Source organism: Amycolatopsis sp. NPDC041971 (genome assembly GCF_055588925.1).
The window spans coordinates 20909-40946 of sequence record NZ_JBVJCE010000024.1; the positions used below are offsets into that span (position 1 = coordinate 20909).

Below are 20038 nucleotides of genomic sequence, written 5' to 3' on the forward strand. Positions count from 1 at the left end.
TCACGACCCCAGGCGAAAAACGTACATGTAGGCATCAAGTGGACATTCAGTGGTCGAATAGTGTCCTTTGTGGACACTTGACGCTCAAGACACCCTGTCATCCGCCTTCTTCGGATGTCCAGTTCGCCCACCAAGCGCCACCGACCAGCGGCTATCCGACTTTGCCGGGGACCTGCCGTCAGAGTAGGGAGGAGGTCCTCCCTGCGTCGTGGCTTGGGTGATGGAGGAATGGGGACACTCAACCTCCCCGCTCACCCGTGACCGGCTCAGCCGAGTTGTCCCCAGCCGGCCCGAAGGTGGCCTTCGCGACAAACGCCCCGCCTCACTCAGGACCGGGACACCCTTACGGCCTAAAGTTCAGGACATGACTGAGATGGCCAGGGAAGCCGCGGCCGGTTTCGACAACTCCGGCGGAGTGGGCGGACAGCCCGTGCTCGACCGGCTGGTCGCGTTGCTGGACTTGGAGAAAATCGAGGAGAACATCTTCCGCGGTGTCTCGCCCGCCCACTCGCCGGTGCGGGTGTTCGGCGGGCAGGTCGCCGGGCAGGCACTGGTCGCCGCGGGCCGCACGGTCCCCGAGGAGCGGAAGGTGCACTCGCTGCACGCGTACTTCATCCGCGGCGGCGACCCGAGCGTCCCGATCGTCTACGAGGTCGACCGTATCCGCGACGGCCGTTCGTTCACCACCCGCCGCGTCGTGGGCATCCAGCACGGCAAGGCGATCTTCTCCCTGTCCGCCTCGTTCCAGAAGGACGAGGGCGGCATCGAGCACTCCGAGGCCATGCCGGACGTCCCGGACGCCGAATCGCTCCCGACGTTGCAGGAGCGCGCCGAGGGATACTTCATGGGCCACCTCGACCGGCCACGCCCGATCGACCTGCGATACGTCAACGATCCGCCGTGGGTGACGCGGAAATCGGGCGAGCGGCCCGCCAGGAATCAGGTCTGGATGCGGGCCGACGGCAAGCTCCCGGATCAGCGGCTCCTGCACGTCTGCGTCCTGACCTACGCCTCCGACATGACGCTCCTGGATTCGGTCCTCGCGCGCCACGGCGTCTACTGGGATCTCGACAAGGTGATCGGCGCGAGCCTCGACCACGCGCTCTGGTTCCACCGCCCGTTCCGGGCCGACGAGTGGTTCCTCTACGACAGCGCGTCGCCGACGGCGTCGGGTGCCCGCGGCCTGGCGACCGGCCGATTCTTCGCCGCGGATGGAACGCATATCGCCACCGTCGTGCAGGAAGGCCTTCTCCGGGTGGTGTGAACGGTGACGTTCCGCATCGGAGAGTGTCTTGTCCACCCTTTAGAGGGAATGGCGAAACGCATTAACATCTGGAGCCAGAGCATTACGAAATGGTGGACTTAAAGGAAGGGCCGGAACCGATCGGGGGACGGCTCCGGCCCTGCTCCGGGAGTAAATCCGGCCTTGACGGGTATCCTTCCGGAAACCCGTCGGTGCAGTTCGCGGCCCCGCGCCGACGCCGCGAGCGGGTCCGCTGCCGCCGGTGAAGGCGGGCGTACCGCGTTGCACAATGCTCAACCTACAACGGCAATCTGCAAATTGCAGGATGAAAACCCGGTCAGATCGGAAAATGGTGGTGTGACCATCTCACCGAATGTGTCTCGGGCTGGTTAAATGAGCTTCGTGCGGAGTCGGGAGAACACTGTTCTCCTCGCCGTGTCGCGATCGATGTCGCTCGGACAGCTTGTGGAGGTGCCGTGATGACGAGGGGTCAGGGACCCACCGTGCGCCGCCGACGGCTGGCGAGTGAGCTGAGGCGGTTGCGCGAGGCGGCGGACCTCACCATCGACGAGGTGAGCGAGAAGCTCGAATGCTCGGCGTCGAAGGTCAGCCGGATCGAGACCGGGCACGTCGGCGTAACCCCGCGCGACGCGCGCGACATGCTCGAGCTGTACGGCATCGCCGGCGACGAGCAGGAAGCGCTCGTCCAGCTGGCCAGGGAAGCCCGTAAACGCGGCTGGTGGCACGCGTACAACGAGGTGTTCACCGGCACCTTCGTCGGCCTGGAGGCGGACGCGAGTTCTCTGCGGGCGTTCCAGGCGCTGCTGGTGCCGGGACTGTTGCAGACCGAGCGCTACGCCAAGGCCGTGATCAGGGCGATGCGGCCCGACGCCGAGGACGCCGAGATCAGGCGCAGGGTGGCGGCGAGGATGGCGCGGCAGGAGCTGCTGACCGATCCGTCGCCGCCGGAGTACTGGGCCGTCATGGACGAAGCTGTCCTGCATCGCACGGTCGACGGGCCCGAGGTGATGGCGGAACAGCTGTACCGGATGGTCGCGATGGCGGCGCAGCCGAACGTGACCGTCCAGATCGTGCCGTTCGGCGCGGGTGCCCATCCCGGGATGGAGGGTCCGTTCCTCATCATGGGCTTCCCCGAACTGGCCGACACCGACGTGGTCTACGTCGACAGCACCTCCAGCGGGCTCTACCTGGAGGAACCCCCGGACGTCCGGCGATACGCGTTGATGTTCGACCATCTGCGTGCCGCCGCGTTGAAGCCGGACGACTCGGTCGAGGCGATCGCCGAGGCCGCCGGAAGGTTCGCCGAACGGGCTGCCCTTCCGGAGAAACCGCAGTGACGGGACTCGGAGCGCTCGACGTCCCCGGAAACGAGTTAGGAGTGGGGAGCATGACGTCCAACGATGATCTTTCCCAGGCCCGGTGGTTCAAGAGCAGCCACAGTGGCGGCGGCAACGACTGCGTCGAGGTCGCCTTCACCGGTTCCGGTGCCGCACTGAGGGACTCCAAGGACCCTGAGGGAGGTGCCTTCCGCCTGTCGCCGCAGGCGTGGCTGGGCCTGCTCGGCGCCGTGCGCCCGGGTGGCCCCGGCTCTCGGCCATAGCCACTGAAACTCGACCCCTTACGCCGCCCGAGCAGGGGATGGGCCGGCGTAAGGGGTCGAATCACGTCCGGGTGTAGGTGATCACCCGATGCCGCGAGGCACCCCTCAGGACGAATGTCATCACTACCAAACAAGGCAGTGAGTTCCTAAGGGGAAACAGTGATGAACACGAACGACGCTCTGCTCACCGGAGTACTGGCCGAGGTCGAGTACCGGCGCGAAGAGCTCCAGCGAGCGGGCCGCAGCGTGTGGGTCGACAAGGCCCGCCGGGCGGGCAGGCGGATCCGCGCGCATCGCGCCCAAGTCAAGGTGCCCGCCCAGCAGCGCCGCGAGGCGCGGCAGGCGCCCGCCCGCAGCGGCGAGATCACCCGGTAGAGGTCGAGTGCGATGAAGCTCTCGGCGAAAACACAGGCGAAGTTGTCGGTCCGGTAGGCAAGAATGCACCTCGTGCCCCGTCTTGGCTCCGGAATCCCGATCGTCGCCCGCACTCAGGAGATGCGGCAGCTCCGTGCCGCCTTCGCCCGTGCAGAACGGGCCGAGGCCGGCGCGGTGCTGCTCTCCGGTGACGCCGGCGTCGGCAAGACCCGCCTGCTGACCGCGCTCGGCGAGTTCGCCGCGAGCACGGGCGCCCTGGTGCTCACCGGGCGCTGTATCGACGTCCATGAGGGCGGTCTTCCTTATCTTCCGTTCGCCGAGGCGCTCGCGCCGTTGGCGACGACGTCCGATCCCGCGGTCACCGCCGCGGTCCGGGCCCGGCCGGCGCTGGGCAGGCTGCTCCCGCAGATGCAGCAGGCGGAGGACTACCCCGCCATCGAAGACGGTCAGCTCACCGCGAGCGAACGGATGTCGACGCAACGGCTCCGGCCCGAACAGGACCTCGGCCAGCTCCAGCTGTTCGACGCGGTACTGGGGGTGCTGACCGTCATCGCGCAGCGCCGGCCCGTGGTGATCCTGCTGGAGGATCTGCACTGGGCCGACGGCTCCACCCGGAACCTGCTGTCCTTCCTGCTGACGAGGCTGCGCACCCAGCGGCTGCTGGTGGTGGCGAGCTATCGCGAGGAGGACGTCCACCGGCGGCATCCGCTCCGGGCCGTGCTTTCCGAGGTGGTGCGTTTGGGCGCGGTCGAACGCGTCGAGGTCAAACCGTTCGGCGCCGAGGACGCGCGCGCCTTCGTCGAGGCGCTGGCCGACGAGCCGATCGGCCAGGACATGATCGCCGACATCGTCGCCCGGTCCGAGGGCAATCCGTTCTTCGTCGAGGAGTTGCTCGCGTCGGCGAAGGACTGCCGTGAACTCCCCGCCGGGCTTGCCGAAGTGCTTCTCGCCCGGGTGGAACAGCTTTCCCAGATCACGCGCCGTGTGCTGCGCGTGGTCTCGGTCGCCAAAGACGCGGTGGCGCACGCCGCGCTCGCCGAGATCTCCGGGCTGGACGAACTCGAACTCGACGAGGCACTGCGCGAAGCGGTGCAGCATCACGTATTGGTGATCGAAAACGGCTTCTACGCCTTCCGGCACGCGTTGTTGCAGGAAGCGGTCTACGGCGATCTGCTGCCGGGGGAGCGGGTGCGCATGCACGCGGCGTACGCGTCGCGCATCCGCAACCGGACGCAGGGCCGTGGCCAGGACGCGCGGCTCGCGCACCACAGCCTGGAGAGCAAGGACTTCGTCACCGCGCTGGCCGCCTTGCTGCGCGCGATGGACGAGGCGGAGAAGCTGGGTGCTCCCGGTTCCGCGCTGCGGCACGTCGAACAGGCACTGTCCATTTGGGACGCCGTGCCCGCGGCGGACCGCCCGTCGGACGTCGACGAGCTCCGGTTGCTGCACGAGGCCTCCTACTTCGCGAGCACGTCGGGGGAGCCGGAGCGGGCGGTCGCCTATTCGCGATCCGCCACCGAGGCCCTCGGCCCGGACATCGGCAACGAGCGGGCCGCCAAGGTCTGGCGACGGCACGCGGAGGCACTGCTTTCGGTCGACGGCACGCTCGACGAGGTCGTCGAGGCGATCGACAAGGCCTGGGAGCTGGTCGAACACACCGAGGCGAGTTCCGCGCGGGCCTGGGTGCTCGCCACCCGGGCGGGCATCCTGCGCCTGATCGACAGGCACGACGAGGCGCTGCAGTGCGCGCTGGCCGCGGTCGCCGACGCCAGGGCCGTCGGCGCGGGCGGGGCGGAGGCGGCCGCGCTGGTCTCGCTCGGGACGCTGGCCGATTCGGCGGGTGACGTCGAGGAGGCGCGGGAGCGGTTGCGCCAGGCCGAGCGGAAGGCCAGGGATTCCGGCGCGCTCAACGGCGAACTGCGGGCACTGCACTTCCTCGGGCTGAGCTACGACGACAGGGCCGAGATCCGCTCCGCGCTCAAGTACTACGCCAAGGGTATCGATCGGGCCAAGGAGACCGGGCTGACCTGGAGTTCCTTCGGGATCGAGCTGCGGACCAAGCACCTCACGCTGCGCTACGTCAGTGGGGATTGGCCGGAAGACGACGACGCCGGCCGTGCGGGCCGCGGTGTTTCGAGTGTCGTCGCCGGGCGGTTCCTGAGCATCTGGGCGCAGTTCGTCGTCGGCAGGGGCCGGTTCGCCGACGCGGACAAGATCCTGCCCAGCCTGCGCCAGCACTGGAGCACGGACATCTCCATCGCGCTCGCGGCGGGTGACGCCGCCATCCAGCTCGCGTCCTGGCGTGGGGACCACGCGGGCGCGGTGCGGCAGGCGCACGACCTGATCGAGTGGCTCGAAGAGGTCGAGCCCACGATCCTCGGCGGGATCCGGATCAGCGTGCACGGCGTCGCGGCCGCCGTCGCGCAGGCCGCCCAAGCGCGAGTGCGCGGCGATCTCGCGACGGTCGAGGCGGCGGTGAAAGCGGGCGAGGAGATGCTCGCCCACGGCCGCCACTGCGCCGAACACGGCGTCCCGCGTTCGGTGTCGCTGGGCCCGGAGGCGCTGGCGTGGCTTGCCCGGCTGGAGGCGCTCGGCAGCTGCCTGCACGGCGCGGGAGACCCGGAGTTGTGGGCGAAGGCGATCGAGGCGTTCGGGTACGGCGCGGTGTACGAGCAGGCGATGTGCCGCCTGCAGCACGCGAAGTCCCTGCTGGCTTCAGACGTTGACACCGCCCTCGCCGCGTCGGAGCTGCTGGCCGCGCACGCGGTGGCCGACCGGTTGGGCGCCTGTCCGCTGCGCGAAGCCGTCCGGGAGCTCAGCCACCGGGCGCGTGTCGAGCTTCCGGGGGAGGCCATGGCCCCGCGTCGTGACGTAGTCGACCCGCTCACCGACCGCGAACGCGACGTACTGGAACGCGTCGCGCTCGGCCGGACCAATCGGCAGGTCGGCGAAGAGCTGTACATCAGCGAGAAGACGGTAAGCGTCCACCTTTCGCGGGTGATGGCGAAACTCGGCGCGAGCCGCCGGGCCGAGGCGGTCGCGATCGCCTACGACCGGGGCCTGCTGGCCGCCCCGACCTCTTCCTAGCCGCATTTCGTCCTCTGAATGCGGTCCTTGCATACGCAACTACCGCATTCAGAGGACGAAATGCGTGGGTCAGCGGCGCGGGAGGCGGCGAAGCGCCTTGAGGCCGGCGCTCAGCCCTCGCGCCCACAGCTTCGGCGGGATTCCGCGGCCGGGGCGCAGCGGAATCCCGCGCTGCACCGCGATCGCCTGGGCCTCGGTGTACTTGAGCAGCCCTTCGGCACCGTTACGCCGCCCGACACCGGACTCCTTCATCCCGCCCATCGGCAGCCCTACGGTCCCGAAGGTCGCCGCGAAGCCTTCGTTGACGTTGACGGTCCCGGCCTTCAACCGCGCCGCGACCTCCCAGCCCGCGCGGCCGTTGCGCGACCACACGCTCGCGTTCAGCCCGAACTTCGTGTCGTTGGCGCGCTCGATCGCGTCGGTGACGTCGGTGTAGCCGTAGATCGACACGACCGGCCCGAACGTCTCTTCGGCGAACAGCTTGACGTCCTCGGTGACGTCGGTGAGCACGGTCGGCTCGTAGAACAGCGGGCCGACGTCGGGCCGGGCTTTGCCGCCGACAAGCACCTTCGCGCCCTTGGACCGGGCATCCTCGACGTGCGCCGACACCGTCGCGAGCTGCGCGTCGGAGGTCAAAGATCCCATCTGTGCCTGGTAGTCCAGTGCGCCTCCGAGCCGGAGCGCGGCGGTCTTGGCGACGAAGGCCCGCGTGAACTCTTCGCGGATCGACTCGTGGACGTAGATCCGCTCGACCGAAACACACAGCTGACCCGCGGAGGAGAAGCACGCGGTCACCGCACCCGTCGCGGTCTTGGCGATGTCCGCGTCGGGCAGCACGATCATCGGGTTCTTGCCGCCGAGTTCCAGCGAGTAGCTCGTCAGCCGCTCCGCCACCTTCGCGGCGAGACCCTTACCCGTGGGCGTGGATCCGGTGAAGCACAGATAGTCCGACTCTTCGACGAGCGCGTCGCCGATCCGCGAACCGCGGCCGAGCACGATCTGCCAGACGCCGGCGGGCAGCCCGGCCTCCTCGGCGATCTCCTGCAGCCACAGCGCCGAGAGCGCGGTCTGGTTGTCCGGCTTCTGCACCACGGCGTTGCCCGCCGCGAGCGCGGGCAGGACGTCCATCGCGGTCAGCGCGAGGGGGTAGTTCCACGGCGAGATGATCCCGACGACACCCTTGGGGTGCCGGATCTCGCCGACCTTCGTCAGCACCGGGATCAGCCCGGCGGCGCGACGCGGCGAAAGGAGCTTCGCGCTGTGCTTGCCGTAGTAGGCGGCCACGAGCGCGGTGGCACTGACCTCGTCGAAGGCGTCCATCCGGGCTTTGCCCGCTTCGATCTGCACGAGGTCGAGTACTTCTTCCTGCCGCTTCAAGACCAGGTCGTGCAGGCGGATCAGAATGCGCTGCCGGTCTTCGACCGGCCGTTCGGCCCACGCGCGCTGCGCTTCCCGCGCCTGGTCGAATACGGCGCGGACATCGGCGTCGGTGGCCTGGGGAAGGGTCGCGATCGGCTGTCCGGTGAACGGCGCGCGCATGTCGACAGGTGCCGAGACAGTGGTGTCCTCGCCGCCCACGACCCGCCGTACGAGCCGTTCCGCCCTGGCCATGGCGGGGGCGCCGGGAACGCCGCCGATGGTGGACGATCCTTCGAGGTGCTGGCCCGCACTCGCCGGTGTCGTGCTCGTCATGCCGTCTCCGTTCCATGCGGCGTGGAGCCGGAAGGCGCCACGCAGAGCCCAGGTGTTACCGACGAGTACAGCATACCGCCGGTATGGAGACTGTCCACCGCTGATGTGAATCAGTTTCACGTATTGCCGGGTCGCGGCGGATTGTCCGGGGACGGGCGCAGGATGTCCTGCTGCTGCAACGCGGATCCCGCGGGCGGCGTCGGGGGCGACGACGGCTCGTAGGCCTGCGGATACCGCTGCCGGCCGATGTCGGGAGCGTACGGGTTGTAAGCGACCGGGTACGGGGCCCGCGGGGGCGGCGCCGGTTCACGCCGGTTGGCCACGACCGCCAGTCCGATCGTGAGCAACGCCACTAGTCCGCCCGCGAGCAGGATCCAGAATCCGCTCCCGGTGCCGTAGCGCGAGACGAAGCGGCCGGTGTCCTGCCCGAAGCTCAGGCTCGCCGAGATGTCCATGCCGAGCATCCAGACGCCGATCGCGGTCCCCGCTCCGCCGGCGACCAGCAGCGTCCTCGACGTCGTCGCGGCGGGTGAACCCGAACTCCGCCGGTACGAGGCGAACCCGACCGCGGCCCCGGCGAACAGCGTCAGCGCGGCGGCGGACAGCGGGATGCCGTAGCGGGCGACATGCGTCGTGTCGTAGAACTCCTTCTCTTCCGCCGACGGCTCGATGTCGAAGGTCCGCGTCCAGCCGGTCTCGGCGAATTTCGACACCGGCTTGCCTTCGGAGACCTGTTCGTAGGTCGACTGCGGGAGAAAGGTCGCGAGCAGTACCAGCAGACCCGCGAAAACTCCCATCATCGCGCCGAACAGCCGGGGGAGCCGCACGTCGGACGGCGGTCGCGCGGGCTGCCCTGCGCCGAACGGGCCAGTCGGTTGGTACGGCTGCTGCTGCGGCGCGCTCATGATCGGCTCCTCCGCCGGTTTTGTTGTCCAGCAAGGAATTCCACCACGAATCGGCCGACGAGATAAGTGTCACCTGTGCTCTGGTCGGCGGTTCCCGCGCGTGCTACGCGGAGGTGCCCTCGTACAACATCACCGCGACCCGCTTCCATTCGTCGAGCAACTGCCGCCGCCGCTTCGGATCGCCACCGAGTTCGGCGTCCAGCGCCAGCCCGCGGGTGAGGTTCACCGTCAGCCAGAACAGGATCTCCGCGCGTTCCTTCGGCAGGTCCCCGGCGACCGCGGTGATGTGCTCCAGCGTCGAGCGGCCCAGCGCCCTGTCGACCGGGCGGATCGCCTCGCGGAGTTCGGGGTCGGTGCGCGCCGCGACCCACAGTTCTGTGGCGGCCGTGGACAGCGTGCCCGAATAGCCCTCCCACAGCAGGTCGATCGCCGCCGCGACACCCGAGGCGCCACCGGGAAGCGCCGAGATCGACGTCGCGAGCCGTCCGCGCAACTTCTCCGTCAGATGTTCGACGGCGGCCGCCATGAGTTCGGCCTTCGCGGAGAAGTGATGCTGCACGGCGCCCTTCGAGACGCCCGCGCGGGCACAGATCTCCTGGACCGAGGTGCGCGCGTAGCCGAGATCGACCAGGCAGTCGATGGTCGCGTCGAGCAGGGCGGTGCGCGTCTGCTCACGCCGCTCGGCCTGGGTGCGATGGGTCCTGCCGAGCACACTCACCGGATCAGGCCCCCTTTACGTGCAGCTCGGTACGGATGTACATTCCGCTTGGAACTTACATCCTAAGCGTCATGTTTTCCAGGTCCGATCAGGAGGCGTTGGCCGTGCCCTTGCAGATCCAGAAGAGTTCGTGGAGCTCGACGGAGCTCGAAGACCTCCGGGACCTCGCCCGGACCTTCTGCCAGAAGGAACTCGTGCCGAACCAGGAGCGCTGGGCGGCGGAGAAGAAGGTCGACCGCGAGCTGTGGACGAAGGCGGGCGAGGTCGGCCTGCTGGCCCTGTCCATCCCGGAGGAGTACGGCGGTGGCGGCGGCACATTCGCCCACGAGGCCGTGCTCTACGAAGAGCAGGCCCGATCCGGGGACAGCGCCTGGGGCGTCACCGTCCACAATGGAATCGTCGCGCATTACATCCTGGAGTACGCGGGCGAAGAGCAGAAGAAGGCGTGGCTGCCGAAGTTCGCCTCCGGCGAGATGGTCGGCGCGGTCGCGATGACCGAACCCGGCACGGGTTCGGACCTGCAGAACATCAAGACCCGCGCGGTACGCGACGGCGACCACTACGTGATCAACGGCGCGAAGACGTTCATCACCAACGGTTTCCACGCCGACCTCGTCGTCGTCGCGGTGAAGACCGACCCGGACGCGGGCGCGCAGGGTGTCTCGTTGATCGCCGTCGAGACCGACACCCCGGGCTTCAGTCGCGGGCGCGTCCTCGACAAGATCGGACTCAAGGGCCAAGACACCGCGGAGCTGAACTTCGACGACGTCCGGGTACCCGCCGCCAACCTCCTCGGTGCGCAGGAGGGCCTCGGCTTCATTCAGCTGATGCAGCAGCTGCCGCAGGAACGGCTGATCATCGCCGTCACCGCGGTGGCCGGGATGGAGGCCGCGATCGACCAGACGATCGCCTACACCAAGGACCGCCAGGCCTTCGGCCGTCCGGTCTACAACTTCCAGAACACGAAGTTCAAGCTCGCCGAGGCCGCGACCGAGGCCGCCGTGTCCCGCGCGTTCCTCGACCAGTGCATCGAACGGCATCTGCGCAAGGAACTCGACGTGCAGGGCGCGGCGATGGCGAAGCTGTGGACCACCGAGCGGGTCAACAAGGTCGTCGACGACTGCCTGCAGCTCTTCGGCGGCTACGGCTACATGACCGAGTACCCGATCGCGCGCGCGTGGGCCGACATCCGGATCTCCCGTATCTTCGGCGGCACCAGCGAGATCATGAAGGAAATCATCTCCCGCACGCTGTGAAACCCGTTGCCGTACCAGGAAAGGACGTGGCGATGAAGGCTGGGCCACTGAGCGGGCTCAAGGTCGTCGAACTGGCCGGACTCGCCCCGGCGCCGTTCGCCTGCACGATCCTCGCCGATCTCGGCGCGGAGGTCGTCCGGGTCGACCGGGCGACACCGGGCAACGACGTCATCGGGTTCCCGAACGATCCGCTCGCGCGGGGCAGGCGCTCGATCGGGATCAACACCAAGACCCCCGAGGGGGTCGAACTGGTGCTGAAACTCGCCGATGACGCGGACGTGCTCATCGAGGGTTTCCGTCCGGGCGTCGCCGAGCGGATGGGCATCGGACCGGAACAGGTGCACGCCCGCAATCCGCGGCTGGTCTACGGCCGGATGACCGGCTACGGCCAGGACGGTCCGCTGGCGACCGTCGCCGGGCACGACATCAACTACATCGGCATCTCCGGCGCGCTCGAACCCATCGGGCACGCCGGGCAGCGGCCGGTGGTGCCGCTCAACCTCGTCGGTGACTTCGGCGGCGGTGGCCTGCTGCTCGCCATGGGCGTGCTGGCGGCGCTGTTCGAACGCCAGACCTCCGGCAAGGGACAGGTCGTCGACGCGTCCATGGTGGACGGTGCGGCGCTGCTGACCACCAGCCTGCACGGATTGCTGGATTCCGGGCTGTGGCCGGGCGGGCGTGGTGAGAACATGCTCGACGGCGGCGCCCCGTTCTACGACACCTACGAAACCGCCGACGGCAAGTACGTCGCCATCGGCGCGATCGAGATGCGGTTCTGGGCCGATCTGGTGAAGGTGCTCGGCCTCGATCCCGAGGAGACGCCGGTCCACGTCGACAAGAACGAGTGGCCGAAGCTGCGCAAGATCGTCGCCGAGGCCGTCGCGAAGCACACCCGCGACGAACTCGTCGCGAAGGCCGAGGGCACCGACGCGTGCTTGACAGCGGTGCTCTCCCCGAGGGAGGCGCCGTCGCATCCGCACAACGTCGCGCGCAAGACGTTCGTCGACGTCGGCGGCATGACGCAGCCCGCGCCCGCGCCGAGGTTCGACCGCACCCCGGCGGAGACGCCGGAACCGCCGCGGCCCAAGGGCGGAGACACCGCCGAGGTCCTCACCGAACTCGGCGTGGACGCCGACGGGATCGAACGGCTCAGGGCCGCCGGGACGATCGCCTAGAGGTGTTCCGGGTCGGGGCCCAGGTCCGATCGCAGCATCGAATAGAGGATGTGATCGCGCCAGGCCCCGTCCCGGAACGCGTAGCCGCGGAGCACGCCTTCGCGGGTGAAGCCCGCCTTCGTCAGCGAGCGCTGCTCGGCGACGTTGCCCGCTTCCGTCGACGCCTCGACGCGGTTCATCTGCGTATGCGCGAAGAGGTAGCGGACCAGCAACCGCTGGGCCTCGGTGCCGTAGCCGTGGCCGCGGGCCTCGGGAATGAGCACGAGCCCGGCGTTCCAGCAGTACGACGTCGCCCCGGACCTGGTCTTGTGCCAGGAGACGAAACCGAGCCGTTGCCCGTCGAGATCGATCATCAGCATCCCGTTGTCCGCCGCGAGCATCCCGGTCTCCGCCCAGCGGCGGCGCAGGAAATGCGGATCGTGCCAGCCGTGCCATTCGAACGCGCCCGCGGCCTGCGGATCGTTCGTCAGCGTTTCGAGCATCGGCAGGTCGTCTTCGTACACCGGTCTGAGCGTGACTCCGGTTTCTGTCATCCGACAGACTTTAGGATGGATCGCCCTCGAAACTGCCGTGACGCCCCGCGCCGTCACTGAACCGGCTCGCGCCTTTGACGGCTTCTTCGGCGAGCCCGCCGCTGGTCAGCGCGTTCGAGAACTCGGCGCGGATCGCCTCGTCTTCGGTGAGCCCGTATTGGCCGTACGCGGATTCACGGTCCGCGCGCAGGCACGCCTGGGGGAACGCGGCCAGTTCGCGCGCCAGTGCTTGCGCGGCAGGCAGCGCCTCGCCGTCGGGCACGACCCGGTTCGCCAGCCCGATCGCGAGCGCCTCGTCGGCGGCGACCGGCCTGCCGGTGAGGATCAGGTCCATCGCCCGCGAATGCCCGATCAGCCGGGGGAGGCGCACCGTGCCGCCGTCGATCAGCGGGACACCCCAGCGGCGGCAGAACACGCCGAAGACGGCCGTGCTGTCGGCGACCCGCAGATCGCACCACAGCGCCAGTTCGAGGCCGCCCGCGACGGCGTGCCCGCGGACCGCGGCGATCACCGGCTTCGACAGGGCCATCCGCGACGGCCCCATCGGCCCGTCACCCGCCGGGCTGAGCGAGTTGCCGCGGCCGGTGCCGACGGCCTTCAGATCGGCTCCGGCGCAGAAGGCGTCACCCGAACCGGTGAGGACGGCGACCGCGGCCTCTTCGTCGGCGTCGAAGGCGCGGAACGCGTCCGCCAGCGCGGCCGCGGTCGGCCCGTCCACCGCGTTGCGTGCCCCGGGCCGGTTCAGCGTGATCGTCGTCACCGGCCCGTCCCGGTGGACGAGAATGTTTTCGCTCATCGAGCGCTCCCTCAGCGAATCCGGGTGGGCAACAGGGCCCCGATCTCCTTAAAGTGGTGACAAAGTCCGCAGTGCGCGCCGAGTCATCGTCTGGACACTACGGTGTGATGGGATGGAGCCATGTCGCCCGGCTTGAAGAAATTCGTTGTGATCGCCGTCGTCGCGCTCGTGCTCTTCTTTCTGATCAGCAGGCCGACCCAATCCGCCGACGCCGTCCACACCGCGCTCGGCTGGCTGCGGTCCGGTGCCGAAGCCATCGTGACGTTCGTCCGGAGTCTCTTCTCCTGACCCACCGCGGTGAGCACCGGTGTCCTGGGTGACGCCGGTGCTCACCGTGCGCGGCCACCAGCGATTATCACGCAGAGTCACCCGCCTCCGGTTTCGGTCGAGCGACTCGACCATCCGGGTGGATTGCCCCCGAAAACCCGCTGGTCGACGAATTCGTGCCCTGGAAGCTCTGGCGGAAAAGACCTCCGCGCCCCTACGGTGCTCACATTGCGTGATCGGTTGGTCCTCCAGGCGCCGGAGCCGGCCTCCTGAGTGAGGAGTTTCCGCAGGTGCAAGCCCCAGGGCAGCGGAACTTTCAGCCGGGCAAGTAAGTCAGGACTTGTCAGTCGGGGAATCATGAGGAGGCAGGGATGACCGGAGATCCCGGAGTCGATGCGTTGATCCGGCAGTGGGCCGCGGAACGCGAGCAGACCCCCGAGGAGCAGGAGGCCGACCGCATCACGTCGGCGTGGCTGGCCGACGTGCCGCGGCAGGCTCCCGGAATTCCCGGCCAGCGTCAGCAGTCCGGTCAGGCGCGCTGGGCGCCGGTCGAGGCCGCCGACCCCGGCTACCTCGACGCGATGCGCCGCCGTCTCCCGGAGGTCCCGCAGGACCTGCTCGTCGCGGCCGCCGGCTGGTGGCAGATGGTCGGCGGCGTCGCCGAGGCCGAAGCCTGGTGGGACGCCGGCATCAGCCCGCTCGACCAGCGTGCCCTCGACTACCGCGCGGCCGGGCTCGCCCCGTCCGACCTGAGCCGCCGTCTCGGCCCGATGACCGTCTTGCAGCACCTTCGCCGCGGAAGCGCGCCGGCTTGGTGTGTGGCGCGCCTGGCGAGGCAGCAGAAGTCCGCCTGAGGAGAACTTCCCGCACGCGCGGGTGAACCGGCGTGGCAGGGGCGATCTCGACCAGCGCGTAACGCTAACCTGCGCGGGCTCGTTGTTCGAGCATCGGTCGTGATCGCCGCCCACGCTGGAGGACCCGCTTCGTGCGCACCACCCCGGAAAACGACGATTTCGTCGAAGACCCGGCCATGCCCGCTCCGCCACGCCGCGGGGTGGGTGCCGCCGTATTCGGCAGGCTGGTGATCGTGCTGGCCGTGCTCGGCCTCGCCGGGGGCGGGATCTGGCTGGTGACCAAGGCTTCGGCCCCGGTCGCGAGCCCGACGACGATGGAGATCCCCGCGCTGCAGGTCAAGGCGGCCGACGTCAAACCCGGATCGATCGCCCCGGTCAACGCCACCCTCGCGGGCGGCGCCACCCAGCAGACCGCGCCGCAGCAGGCGCAGCCGAAACCGGGCAAGGACCCCCTGACCGGCTGGACCGAACGGGTGGCACAGGCCACCGGTATCCCGGCCAGGGCGCTGTTCGCCTACGGCAACGCAGAACTGGCGATGCGCCAGATGCAGCCCAACTGCAAGATCTCGTGGGCGACCCTGGCAGGCATCGGCCGGATCGAGTCGAACCACGGCCAGTACGGCGGTGCCGTTCTCGGCCAGGACGGACGGCCCTCGAAGCCGATCATCGGCGTCCCGCTCGACGGGTCGCCCGGCGTGAAGGCGATCGGCGACACCGACCGTGGCCAGTTCGACGGGGACACGACCGTCGACCGCGCGGTCGGCCCGATGCAGTTCATCCCCAGCACTTGGCGCCGTTACGCCGCCGACGGCAACCGCGACGGCGTCGGCGACCCGCAGCAGATCGACGACGCGACGCTGGCGGCGGCGCGCTACCTGTGCGTGAACAACCGCGACATGTCGGCCGCCTCGGGGTGGTGGCAGGGGATCCTGTCGTACAACAACTCGACCGAGTACGCGCAGAAGGTCTTCGGGCTGGCGGACGACTATGCGAAGGGTGTCGCGGCCGCCAAGTGAGCTTCGGTGGTCGGCCCCTTTAACGTGCTATGAACGGTCCGTTCCTTGCAAATTTTGCAAGGAACGGACCGTTCATAGCACGCGGGGGTGCCCCACCCGGGTGACCGGGACCAAGGTCCCGACCGCTCAGGTCGGCGAAGTTTCACGCCGCGACCAGTGCTAGCGTCGATGCGTGCCCGCATCGTCCGCCACCCTGCGCCGTCTCGGCATCGCCGGCGTCTGCCTGGTGAGCCTGGCGCTGTGCTGCGGGCTCGCCTGGTGGCAGTGGGAGCGGTTCTCTTCGGCCAGCGGGACGTTCCAGAACCTCGGCTATGTGTTGCAGTGGCCGCTGTTCGGGCTGTTCCCCGCGTTCATGTTCTGGCGGATCCGCAAGCTCCGCCGCCAAGCCGCCGAGGCCGACGCCCGGGAAACGGTGGCCGAGACCGCCGTCCCCGAGGTGCCCGCGCCCCGGCAGCGGCGTGCCCCGGCGCCGCCGCCCCCCGAGGACGACGAGCTCGCCGCGTACAACAAGTACCTTCGCGAACTCAACGCCCGCGACAAGTAGTTCCCCAGAGAGGTTCCCTATGACCACCCGAACTGACGACGCCGCCCCGGCCCGCCCGGTTTCGCTGGGCGGACCGCTGATCCGTTTCCGCGTCGCGGCGTACGCCACCGGTGTGGCCCTGCTCGGGCTGGTCGTCGAGATGCTGCTGCAGTACGTCTTCCGCGTGGAGCTTCCCCAATTCGTGAAGATGATCCCCATGGTCCACGGCGGGCTCTACCTGGTCTACCTGCTGCTCGCGGTCGACCTCGCGATCAAGGCCCGCTGGTCGATGAAAGGCACCCTCCTCGTGCTGATCGCCGGCTGCATCCCGTTCTTCTCCTTCGTGATGGAACGCAAGGTCACGCACAAGGTCCAGGCGGGCGCGAAGCTCTGAGCCCGGCGCCGGAGTTCAGCGCCACCAGGACGAAACCGCTGCTGGACATCGCCGGCGCGCGCGGCACCGACGCCTGCGCGACCCGGGCGGTGCCATCTCCGGCCAGGCTCGGCACGCAAGGTTCGTTCGGTCGAGGAATACTCCAAGGACGTAACGAGGTGAAGCGGAGAGACTCTCCACTTGCGGTCGTGAGCGTAGATGTGGAGACAGTCTCCGCTTACGCAGGTGGATTCGGAGAATCTCCGCTTCCTCGCCCGAGGAGGTGCAGATGGTCGCGGCCGATCCGCCCCGCCCCATGCGCGCGGACGCGCGGCGCAACTACGAGCGCATCGTGGCCGTGGCGAAGAAGGCGTTCACCGCCGACGGCGTCAACGTGCCCGCCGACGACATCGCCAAACGCGCCGGGGTCGGCGCGGGCACGCTGTACCGGCACTTCCCGACGCGCGACAAACTGATCGAGGCCGTCTACCGCGACGAGATCGACGGATTGGCGCAGCAGGCCTACGACCTGCTCGAGGAGTCGCCACCGGGTAAGGCGCTCGAGACATGGCTGGCCACGCACGTCATCTACGTGGTCGAGAAACACGGGCTCGCGATGACACTGAAGGCGTCCGTCGACGCCGGATCCGAAGTCTTCGGCTGGTGTCAGTCGCGGTTGCGGGCCGCGGCAGACACGATCGTCAAGGCGGCTCAGGACGAGGGCGTGCTCCGGGCCGACGTCACCGGCGTCGACATCCTGCGGCTCGGCCACGGCCTGGGTTCGGCGGCGAGCAAGGCTTCGGAGGAGGACGCGAAGCGGCTTCTCGCGATCGTGCTGGACGGTCTCCGGACGCCATGAACTCGCGAGAGGGTCGTGAGTGGCGTTTCGGGTTAGTGAGGGGGCAAAGGTTGCGTTCGTGTGCAGGTCTGCGGCCCTGCGGGATGTCCGGACGCCGCTGTGTGGATTTTGGTGCGTTGGATGCCCAGAAATCACCTCCGGACGCCATGAACGGTCCGTTCCTTGCAAAATTTGCAAGGAACGGACCGTTCATGGCGCGCGTCAGGAGCCGATCCCGGTGAGGGACCGCACCTCCATCTCCGCGTGCTTGACCGGATCGGCCTTCGAGCGGCCGACGAAGGTGCCCACGAACCCGCACAGGAACGAGAACGGGATCGACACCAGGCCCGGGTTCTTCAACGGGAACCAGTGGAAGTCGACGCCGGGGATGATCGAGTCCGCGGCCCCGGACATCACCGGCGAGAAGAACACGAGCAGCAGGCTCGCGATCAGGCCGCCGTAGATGCCCCACAGCGTGCCGGTGGTGTTGAAGCGTTTCCAGAACAGCGAGTACAACAGCGTCGAGAGGTTCGCCGACGCCGCGACGGCGAACGCCAGCGCCACCAGGAACGCGATGTTCTGCCCGTTCGCCAGGATGCCGCCGACGATCGCGAACGCCCCGACGGCGACCGCGGTCAGCCGGGCGACCCGGACCTCCGCGGCCGGTTCCGCCTTGCCGTTCTTGAAGATGTTGGCGTAGACGTCGTGGGCGAAGGAAGCGGACGCGGTGATCGTCAGCCCGGCGACGACGGCGAGGATGGTCGCGAAGGCCACCGCCGAGACGACGCCGAGCAGGACGGTGCCACCGATGTTCAGCGCGAGCAGCGGCGCCGCCGAGTTCTCCCCGCCGGGCGCGTTCTTGATCGCCTCCGGGCCGACCAGCGCGGCCGCGCCGAAGCCGATGACCAGCGTGCAGAGGTAGAAGAGGGTCATGCAGGCGGTCGCCCAGACCACCGAGCGCCGCGCCTCGCGCGAGTTCGGCACCGTGTAGAAGCGCATCAGCACGTGCGGGAGGGCGGCGGCGCCGAGGACCAGCGCCAGTGCCAGCGAGACGAAGTCGAGTTTCGTGACCTCGCTCTTGCCGTACGAGCCGCCGGGTTGCAGCAGTTCGTCACCGAGCGGGCTGTTGTCGGCGGCGGCCGCGAGCAGGTTCGAGAAGCCGAATCCGAACTTGCCGAGCAGGAACACGGTGATCAGCGCCCCGGTCAGCAGCAGGATGGTCGCCTTGATGATCTGCACCCAGGTGGTGCCCTTCATCCCGCCGACCAGTACGTACAGCACCATGACGACGCCGACGACACCGATCACCAGCGCCTGGCCGATGCCGCCGTGGATGTCCAGCAGCAGCGCCACCAGCCCGCCGGCGCCCGCCATCTGCGCGAGCATGTAGAAGAAGGAGATCACCAGCGTCGACGTCGCGGCCGCGGCGCGGACCGGCCGCTGCTTCATCCGGAAGCTCAGCACGTCGCCCATGGTGAAACGGCCGGTGTTGCGCAGCAGTTCCGCGATGAGCAGCAGATCGACCATCCACGCGACGAGGAACCCGATCGAGTACAGGAAGCCGTCGTAGCCGTGGATCGCGATCGCCCCGGCGATACCGAGGAACGACGCCGCCGAGAGGAAGTCACCCGAAAGCGCGATGCCGTTCTGCCGTCCGGTGAAGGCGCTGCCCGCGGCGTAGTAATCCGAAGTGGAGGAGTTGCGCGTGCTGACGCGGTACACCACGTACAGGGTGATCGCGACGAACAGTGCGAACACCGCGATGTTCAGCACCGGGTCGTTGTCGGGGATGCTCATCGTTCGCCCGCCGCGACCGAGGCCCGCAGCTGCTCGACCTTCGGATCGAGCCGTTTGTTCGCGAACTTCACGTAGGCGATGGTGATCAGGATCGTGCTGGCGAACTGACCGAGCCCGAGCAGGATGCCGACGTTGACCTCACCCCACACCTTCCGGCTCATGAAGTCGTGCGCGTAGGCGGCCAGCAGCACGAACGTCATGTACCAGGTGAAGAACAGCAGGCTCATCGGGAACACGAACCGGCGGAAGGTCTTGCGCAGCGCGACGAACTCCTTGCCGTGCTGGATCCGGTCGAAGTCCGGGCCGGTGGCGCGCGGCGGCGGGGGAGCGGACTGGCGCTCGCGGACGAACAGCGCGGGCATCTGCCCGGTGTCCTCCAGGGCGTTGCTCGCCGCGTAAGGACGCGCGACGTCGGGCATGGGTTCCTCCGGGGCTTGCATCCGTGGCGCGGTAGGGGAGCGCACATACTAACTACGGCTTCACGCGCTCTGAATAGGCGACCCCGGTTCCGTGAAGGCGTGAGGCCGGTATTCGGTTTCATATCGAAATAGTGTTCCGGGAATTCGTTTCGGTCGAAATGGACCGGCGTTATCACTCGTAATAGTGAGCAGTGTTGTCACCCGGGGTCGTCGCCCGAACGGACCACTGCGGCAAACGACGGACGGTGACCACGCTCTGTCCCTCGTTTTGGTGACAGATCGTAGTTGGGCTACCGGGCCGCGACGGGTTCCGATACCGTGCCGCCATCCCGGACCGGGGAAGATCCCCCGCTTCACCGGGTGTCTGGTAAGAAATCACCATGTCGGGCGACAACGAGCAGGCTTGGGCGGCAAGGCCACAACATCGGGCACATATTTGGACTTGACCCACCCGTTGGGGGCACGGAAAGTAGTTCGACCGGGCGACGCGACTACCGTACGTAGGCTGATCGGGTGACAAGGGCACCCTGTGTATCCACGCAACCCGTGA

General features: G+C 68.5%; 20 protein-coding genes. 13 read left to right on the forward strand and 7 right to left on the reverse strand.

Annotation, left to right across the window (positions count from 1 at the left end):
• Positions 1-364: 364 nt before the first annotated feature.
• The 5 genes from ACZ6DT_RS35540 to ACZ6DT_RS35560 all read left to right on the forward strand — a co-directional run bounded on the left by ACZ6DT_RS35540 (position 365) and on the right by ACZ6DT_RS35560 (position 6326).
• On the forward strand, positions 365-1264 hold the full coding sequence (locus tag ACZ6DT_RS35540; RefSeq protein WP_465603484.1) for an acyl-CoA thioesterase: 900 nt from the start codon (positions 365-367) through the stop codon (positions 1262-1264).
• Between the two features lie 458 nt (positions 1265-1722).
• A complete protein-coding gene (locus ACZ6DT_RS35545; protein WP_465603486.1) occupies positions 1723-2601 on the forward strand; it encodes a helix-turn-helix domain-containing protein in 879 nt (292 codons plus the stop codon).
• 50 nt (positions 2602-2651) lie between these two features.
• Positions 2652-2864: a DUF397 domain-containing protein gene (locus tag ACZ6DT_RS35550; RefSeq protein WP_465603487.1), complete on the forward strand. Its 213-nt coding sequence runs from the start codon at positions 2652-2654 to the stop codon at positions 2862-2864.
• A 162-nt stretch (positions 2865-3026) separates the two neighbouring features.
• Positions 3027-3239 (forward strand): hypothetical protein, encoded by a 213-nt coding sequence (locus ACZ6DT_RS35555; protein ID WP_465603489.1) that lies wholly within the window; start codon positions 3027-3029, stop codon positions 3237-3239.
• 63 nt (positions 3240-3302) lie between these two features.
• Positions 3303-6326 (forward strand): helix-turn-helix transcriptional regulator, encoded by a 3024-nt coding sequence (locus ACZ6DT_RS35560; protein WP_465603491.1) that lies wholly within the window; start codon positions 3303-3305, stop codon positions 6324-6326.
• 69 nt (positions 6327-6395) lie between these two features.
• Here ACZ6DT_RS35560 and ACZ6DT_RS35565 read toward each other — a convergent pair whose 3' ends face one another.
• The 3 genes from ACZ6DT_RS35565 to ACZ6DT_RS35575 form a co-directional block, all read right to left on the reverse strand.
• Positions 6396-8018, reverse strand: a complete 1623-nt coding sequence (locus ACZ6DT_RS35565; RefSeq protein ID WP_465603492.1) for a succinic semialdehyde dehydrogenase — start codon at positions 8016-8018, stop codon at positions 6396-6398.
• A 116-nt stretch (positions 8019-8134) separates the two neighbouring features.
• Positions 8135-8923 (reverse strand): hypothetical protein, encoded by a 789-nt coding sequence (locus ACZ6DT_RS35570; protein WP_465603494.1) that lies wholly within the window; start codon positions 8921-8923, stop codon positions 8135-8137.
• 103 nt (positions 8924-9026) lie between these two features.
• Entirely contained in the window at positions 9027-9641 is a 615-nt protein-coding gene (locus ACZ6DT_RS35575; protein WP_465603495.1) for a TetR/AcrR family transcriptional regulator, read from the reverse strand.
• Between the two features lie 104 nt (positions 9642-9745).
• Between ACZ6DT_RS35575 and ACZ6DT_RS35580 the strand changes: the two genes are divergently transcribed.
• The gene (locus tag ACZ6DT_RS35580; RefSeq protein ID WP_465603683.1) at positions 9746-10897 is read left to right on the forward strand and encodes an acyl-CoA dehydrogenase family protein; all 1152 of its coding nucleotides are present in this window, start codon (positions 9746-9748) and stop codon (positions 10895-10897) included.
• 32 nt (positions 10898-10929) lie between these two features.
• Positions 10930-12072: a CaiB/BaiF CoA transferase family protein gene (locus tag ACZ6DT_RS35585; protein ID WP_465603497.1), complete on the forward strand. Its 1143-nt coding sequence runs from the start codon at positions 10930-10932 to the stop codon at positions 12070-12072.
• On the opposite strand, the gene ACZ6DT_RS35590 is transcribed toward ACZ6DT_RS35585, so the two are convergent.
• Positions 12069-12605: a GNAT family N-acetyltransferase gene (locus ACZ6DT_RS35590; RefSeq protein ID WP_465603499.1), complete on the reverse strand. Its 537-nt coding sequence runs from the start codon at positions 12603-12605 to the stop codon at positions 12069-12071. The genes ACZ6DT_RS35585 and ACZ6DT_RS35590 overlap by 4 nt on opposite strands.
• A 10-nt stretch (positions 12606-12615) precedes the next feature.
• Positions 12616-13401, reverse strand: coding sequence for a crotonase/enoyl-CoA hydratase family protein (locus ACZ6DT_RS35595; RefSeq protein ID WP_465603501.1), 786 nt, complete (start codon positions 13399-13401; stop codon positions 12616-12618).
• A 120-nt stretch (positions 13402-13521) separates the two neighbouring features.
• Here ACZ6DT_RS35595 and ACZ6DT_RS35600 point away from each other — a divergent pair, with 120 nt between their 5' ends.
• The 6 genes from ACZ6DT_RS35600 (at position 13522) to ACZ6DT_RS35625 (ending at position 17293) form a co-directional block, all read left to right on the forward strand.
• Positions 13522-13689, forward strand: coding sequence for a hypothetical protein (locus ACZ6DT_RS35600; protein ID WP_007033704.1), 168 nt, complete (start codon positions 13522-13524; stop codon positions 13687-13689).
• Positions 13690-14039: 350 nt separating this feature from the next.
• The gene (locus ACZ6DT_RS35605; RefSeq protein WP_465603503.1) at positions 14040-14522 is read left to right on the forward strand and encodes a helix-turn-helix transcriptional regulator; all 483 of its coding nucleotides are present in this window, start codon (positions 14040-14042) and stop codon (positions 14520-14522) included.
• Positions 14523-14653: 131 nt separating this feature from the next.
• A complete protein-coding gene (locus ACZ6DT_RS35610; RefSeq protein ID WP_465603505.1) occupies positions 14654-15538 on the forward strand; it encodes a lytic transglycosylase domain-containing protein in 885 nt (294 codons plus the stop codon).
• A gap of 172 nt (positions 15539-15710) precedes the next feature.
• Entirely contained in the window at positions 15711-16082 is a 372-nt protein-coding gene (locus ACZ6DT_RS35615) for a hypothetical protein (RefSeq protein WP_465603506.1), read from the forward strand.
• Between the two features lie 19 nt (positions 16083-16101).
• The gene (locus ACZ6DT_RS35620; protein ID WP_125785463.1) at positions 16102-16455 is read left to right on the forward strand and encodes a DUF3817 domain-containing protein; all 354 of its coding nucleotides are present in this window, start codon (positions 16102-16104) and stop codon (positions 16453-16455) included.
• A 268-nt stretch (positions 16456-16723) separates the two neighbouring features.
• Positions 16724-17293, forward strand: coding sequence for a TetR/AcrR family transcriptional regulator (locus ACZ6DT_RS35625; RefSeq protein ID WP_465603508.1), 570 nt, complete (start codon positions 16724-16726; stop codon positions 17291-17293).
• Between the two features lie 201 nt (positions 17294-17494).
• Here the strand turns inward: ACZ6DT_RS35625 and ACZ6DT_RS35630 are convergent, their stop codons facing one another.
• Positions 17495-19069: a solute symporter family protein gene (locus ACZ6DT_RS35630; RefSeq protein WP_465603510.1), complete on the reverse strand. Its 1575-nt coding sequence runs from the start codon at positions 19067-19069 to the stop codon at positions 17495-17497.
• Entirely contained in the window at positions 19066-19488 is a 423-nt protein-coding gene (locus ACZ6DT_RS35635; protein ID WP_465603512.1) for a DUF485 domain-containing protein, read from the reverse strand. The genes ACZ6DT_RS35630 and ACZ6DT_RS35635 overlap by 4 nt, the downstream gene beginning before the upstream one ends.
• Positions 19489-20038: the final 550 nt, after the last annotated feature.

Bases quoted from the DNA above. Each gene is read 5' to 3' on its own strand.
- ACZ6DT_RS35540 (WP_465603484.1), top strand. From the start codon at position 365: ATGACTGAGATGGCCAGGGAAGCCGCGGCCGGTTTCGACAACTCCGGC.
- ACZ6DT_RS35545 (WP_465603486.1), top strand. From the start codon at position 1,723: ATGACGAGGGGTCAGGGACCCACCGTGCGCCGCCGACGGCTGGCGAGT.
- ACZ6DT_RS35550 (WP_465603487.1), top strand. From the start codon at position 2,652: ATGACGTCCAACGATGATCTTTCCCAGGCCCGGTGGTTCAAGAGCAGC.
- ACZ6DT_RS35555 (WP_465603489.1), top strand. From the start codon at position 3,027: ATGAACACGAACGACGCTCTGCTCACCGGAGTACTGGCCGAGGTCGAG.
- ACZ6DT_RS35560 (WP_465603491.1), top strand. From the start codon at position 3,303: ATGCACCTCGTGCCCCGTCTTGGCTCCGGAATCCCGATCGTCGCCCGC.
- ACZ6DT_RS35565 (WP_465603492.1), bottom strand. From the start codon at position 8,018: ATGACGAGCACGACACCGGCGAGTGCGGGCCAGCACCTCGAAGGATCG.
- ACZ6DT_RS35570 (WP_465603494.1), bottom strand. From the start codon at position 8,923: ATGAGCGCGCCGCAGCAGCAGCCGTACCAACCGACTGGCCCGTTCGGC.
- ACZ6DT_RS35585 (WP_465603497.1), top strand. From the start codon at position 10,930: ATGAAGGCTGGGCCACTGAGCGGGCTCAAGGTCGTCGAACTGGCCGGA.
- ACZ6DT_RS35590 (WP_465603499.1), bottom strand. From the start codon at position 12,605: ATGACAGAAACCGGAGTCACGCTCAGACCGGTGTACGAAGACGACCTG.
- ACZ6DT_RS35595 (WP_465603501.1), bottom strand. From the start codon at position 13,401: ATGAGCGAAAACATTCTCGTCCACCGGGACGGGCCGGTGACGACGATC.
- ACZ6DT_RS35600 (WP_007033704.1), top strand. From the start codon at position 13,522: ATGTCGCCCGGCTTGAAGAAATTCGTTGTGATCGCCGTCGTCGCGCTC.
- ACZ6DT_RS35605 (WP_465603503.1), top strand. From the start codon at position 14,040: ATGACCGGAGATCCCGGAGTCGATGCGTTGATCCGGCAGTGGGCCGCG.
- ACZ6DT_RS35620 (WP_125785463.1), top strand. From the start codon at position 16,102: ATGACCACCCGAACTGACGACGCCGCCCCGGCCCGCCCGGTTTCGCTG.
- ACZ6DT_RS35625 (WP_465603508.1), top strand. From the start codon at position 16,724: ATGGTCGCGGCCGATCCGCCCCGCCCCATGCGCGCGGACGCGCGGCGC.
- ACZ6DT_RS35630 (WP_465603510.1), bottom strand. From the start codon at position 19,069: ATGAGCATCCCCGACAACGACCCGGTGCTGAACATCGCGGTGTTCGCA.
- ACZ6DT_RS35635 (WP_465603512.1), bottom strand. From the start codon at position 19,488: ATGCCCGACGTCGCGCGTCCTTACGCGGCGAGCAACGCCCTGGAGGAC.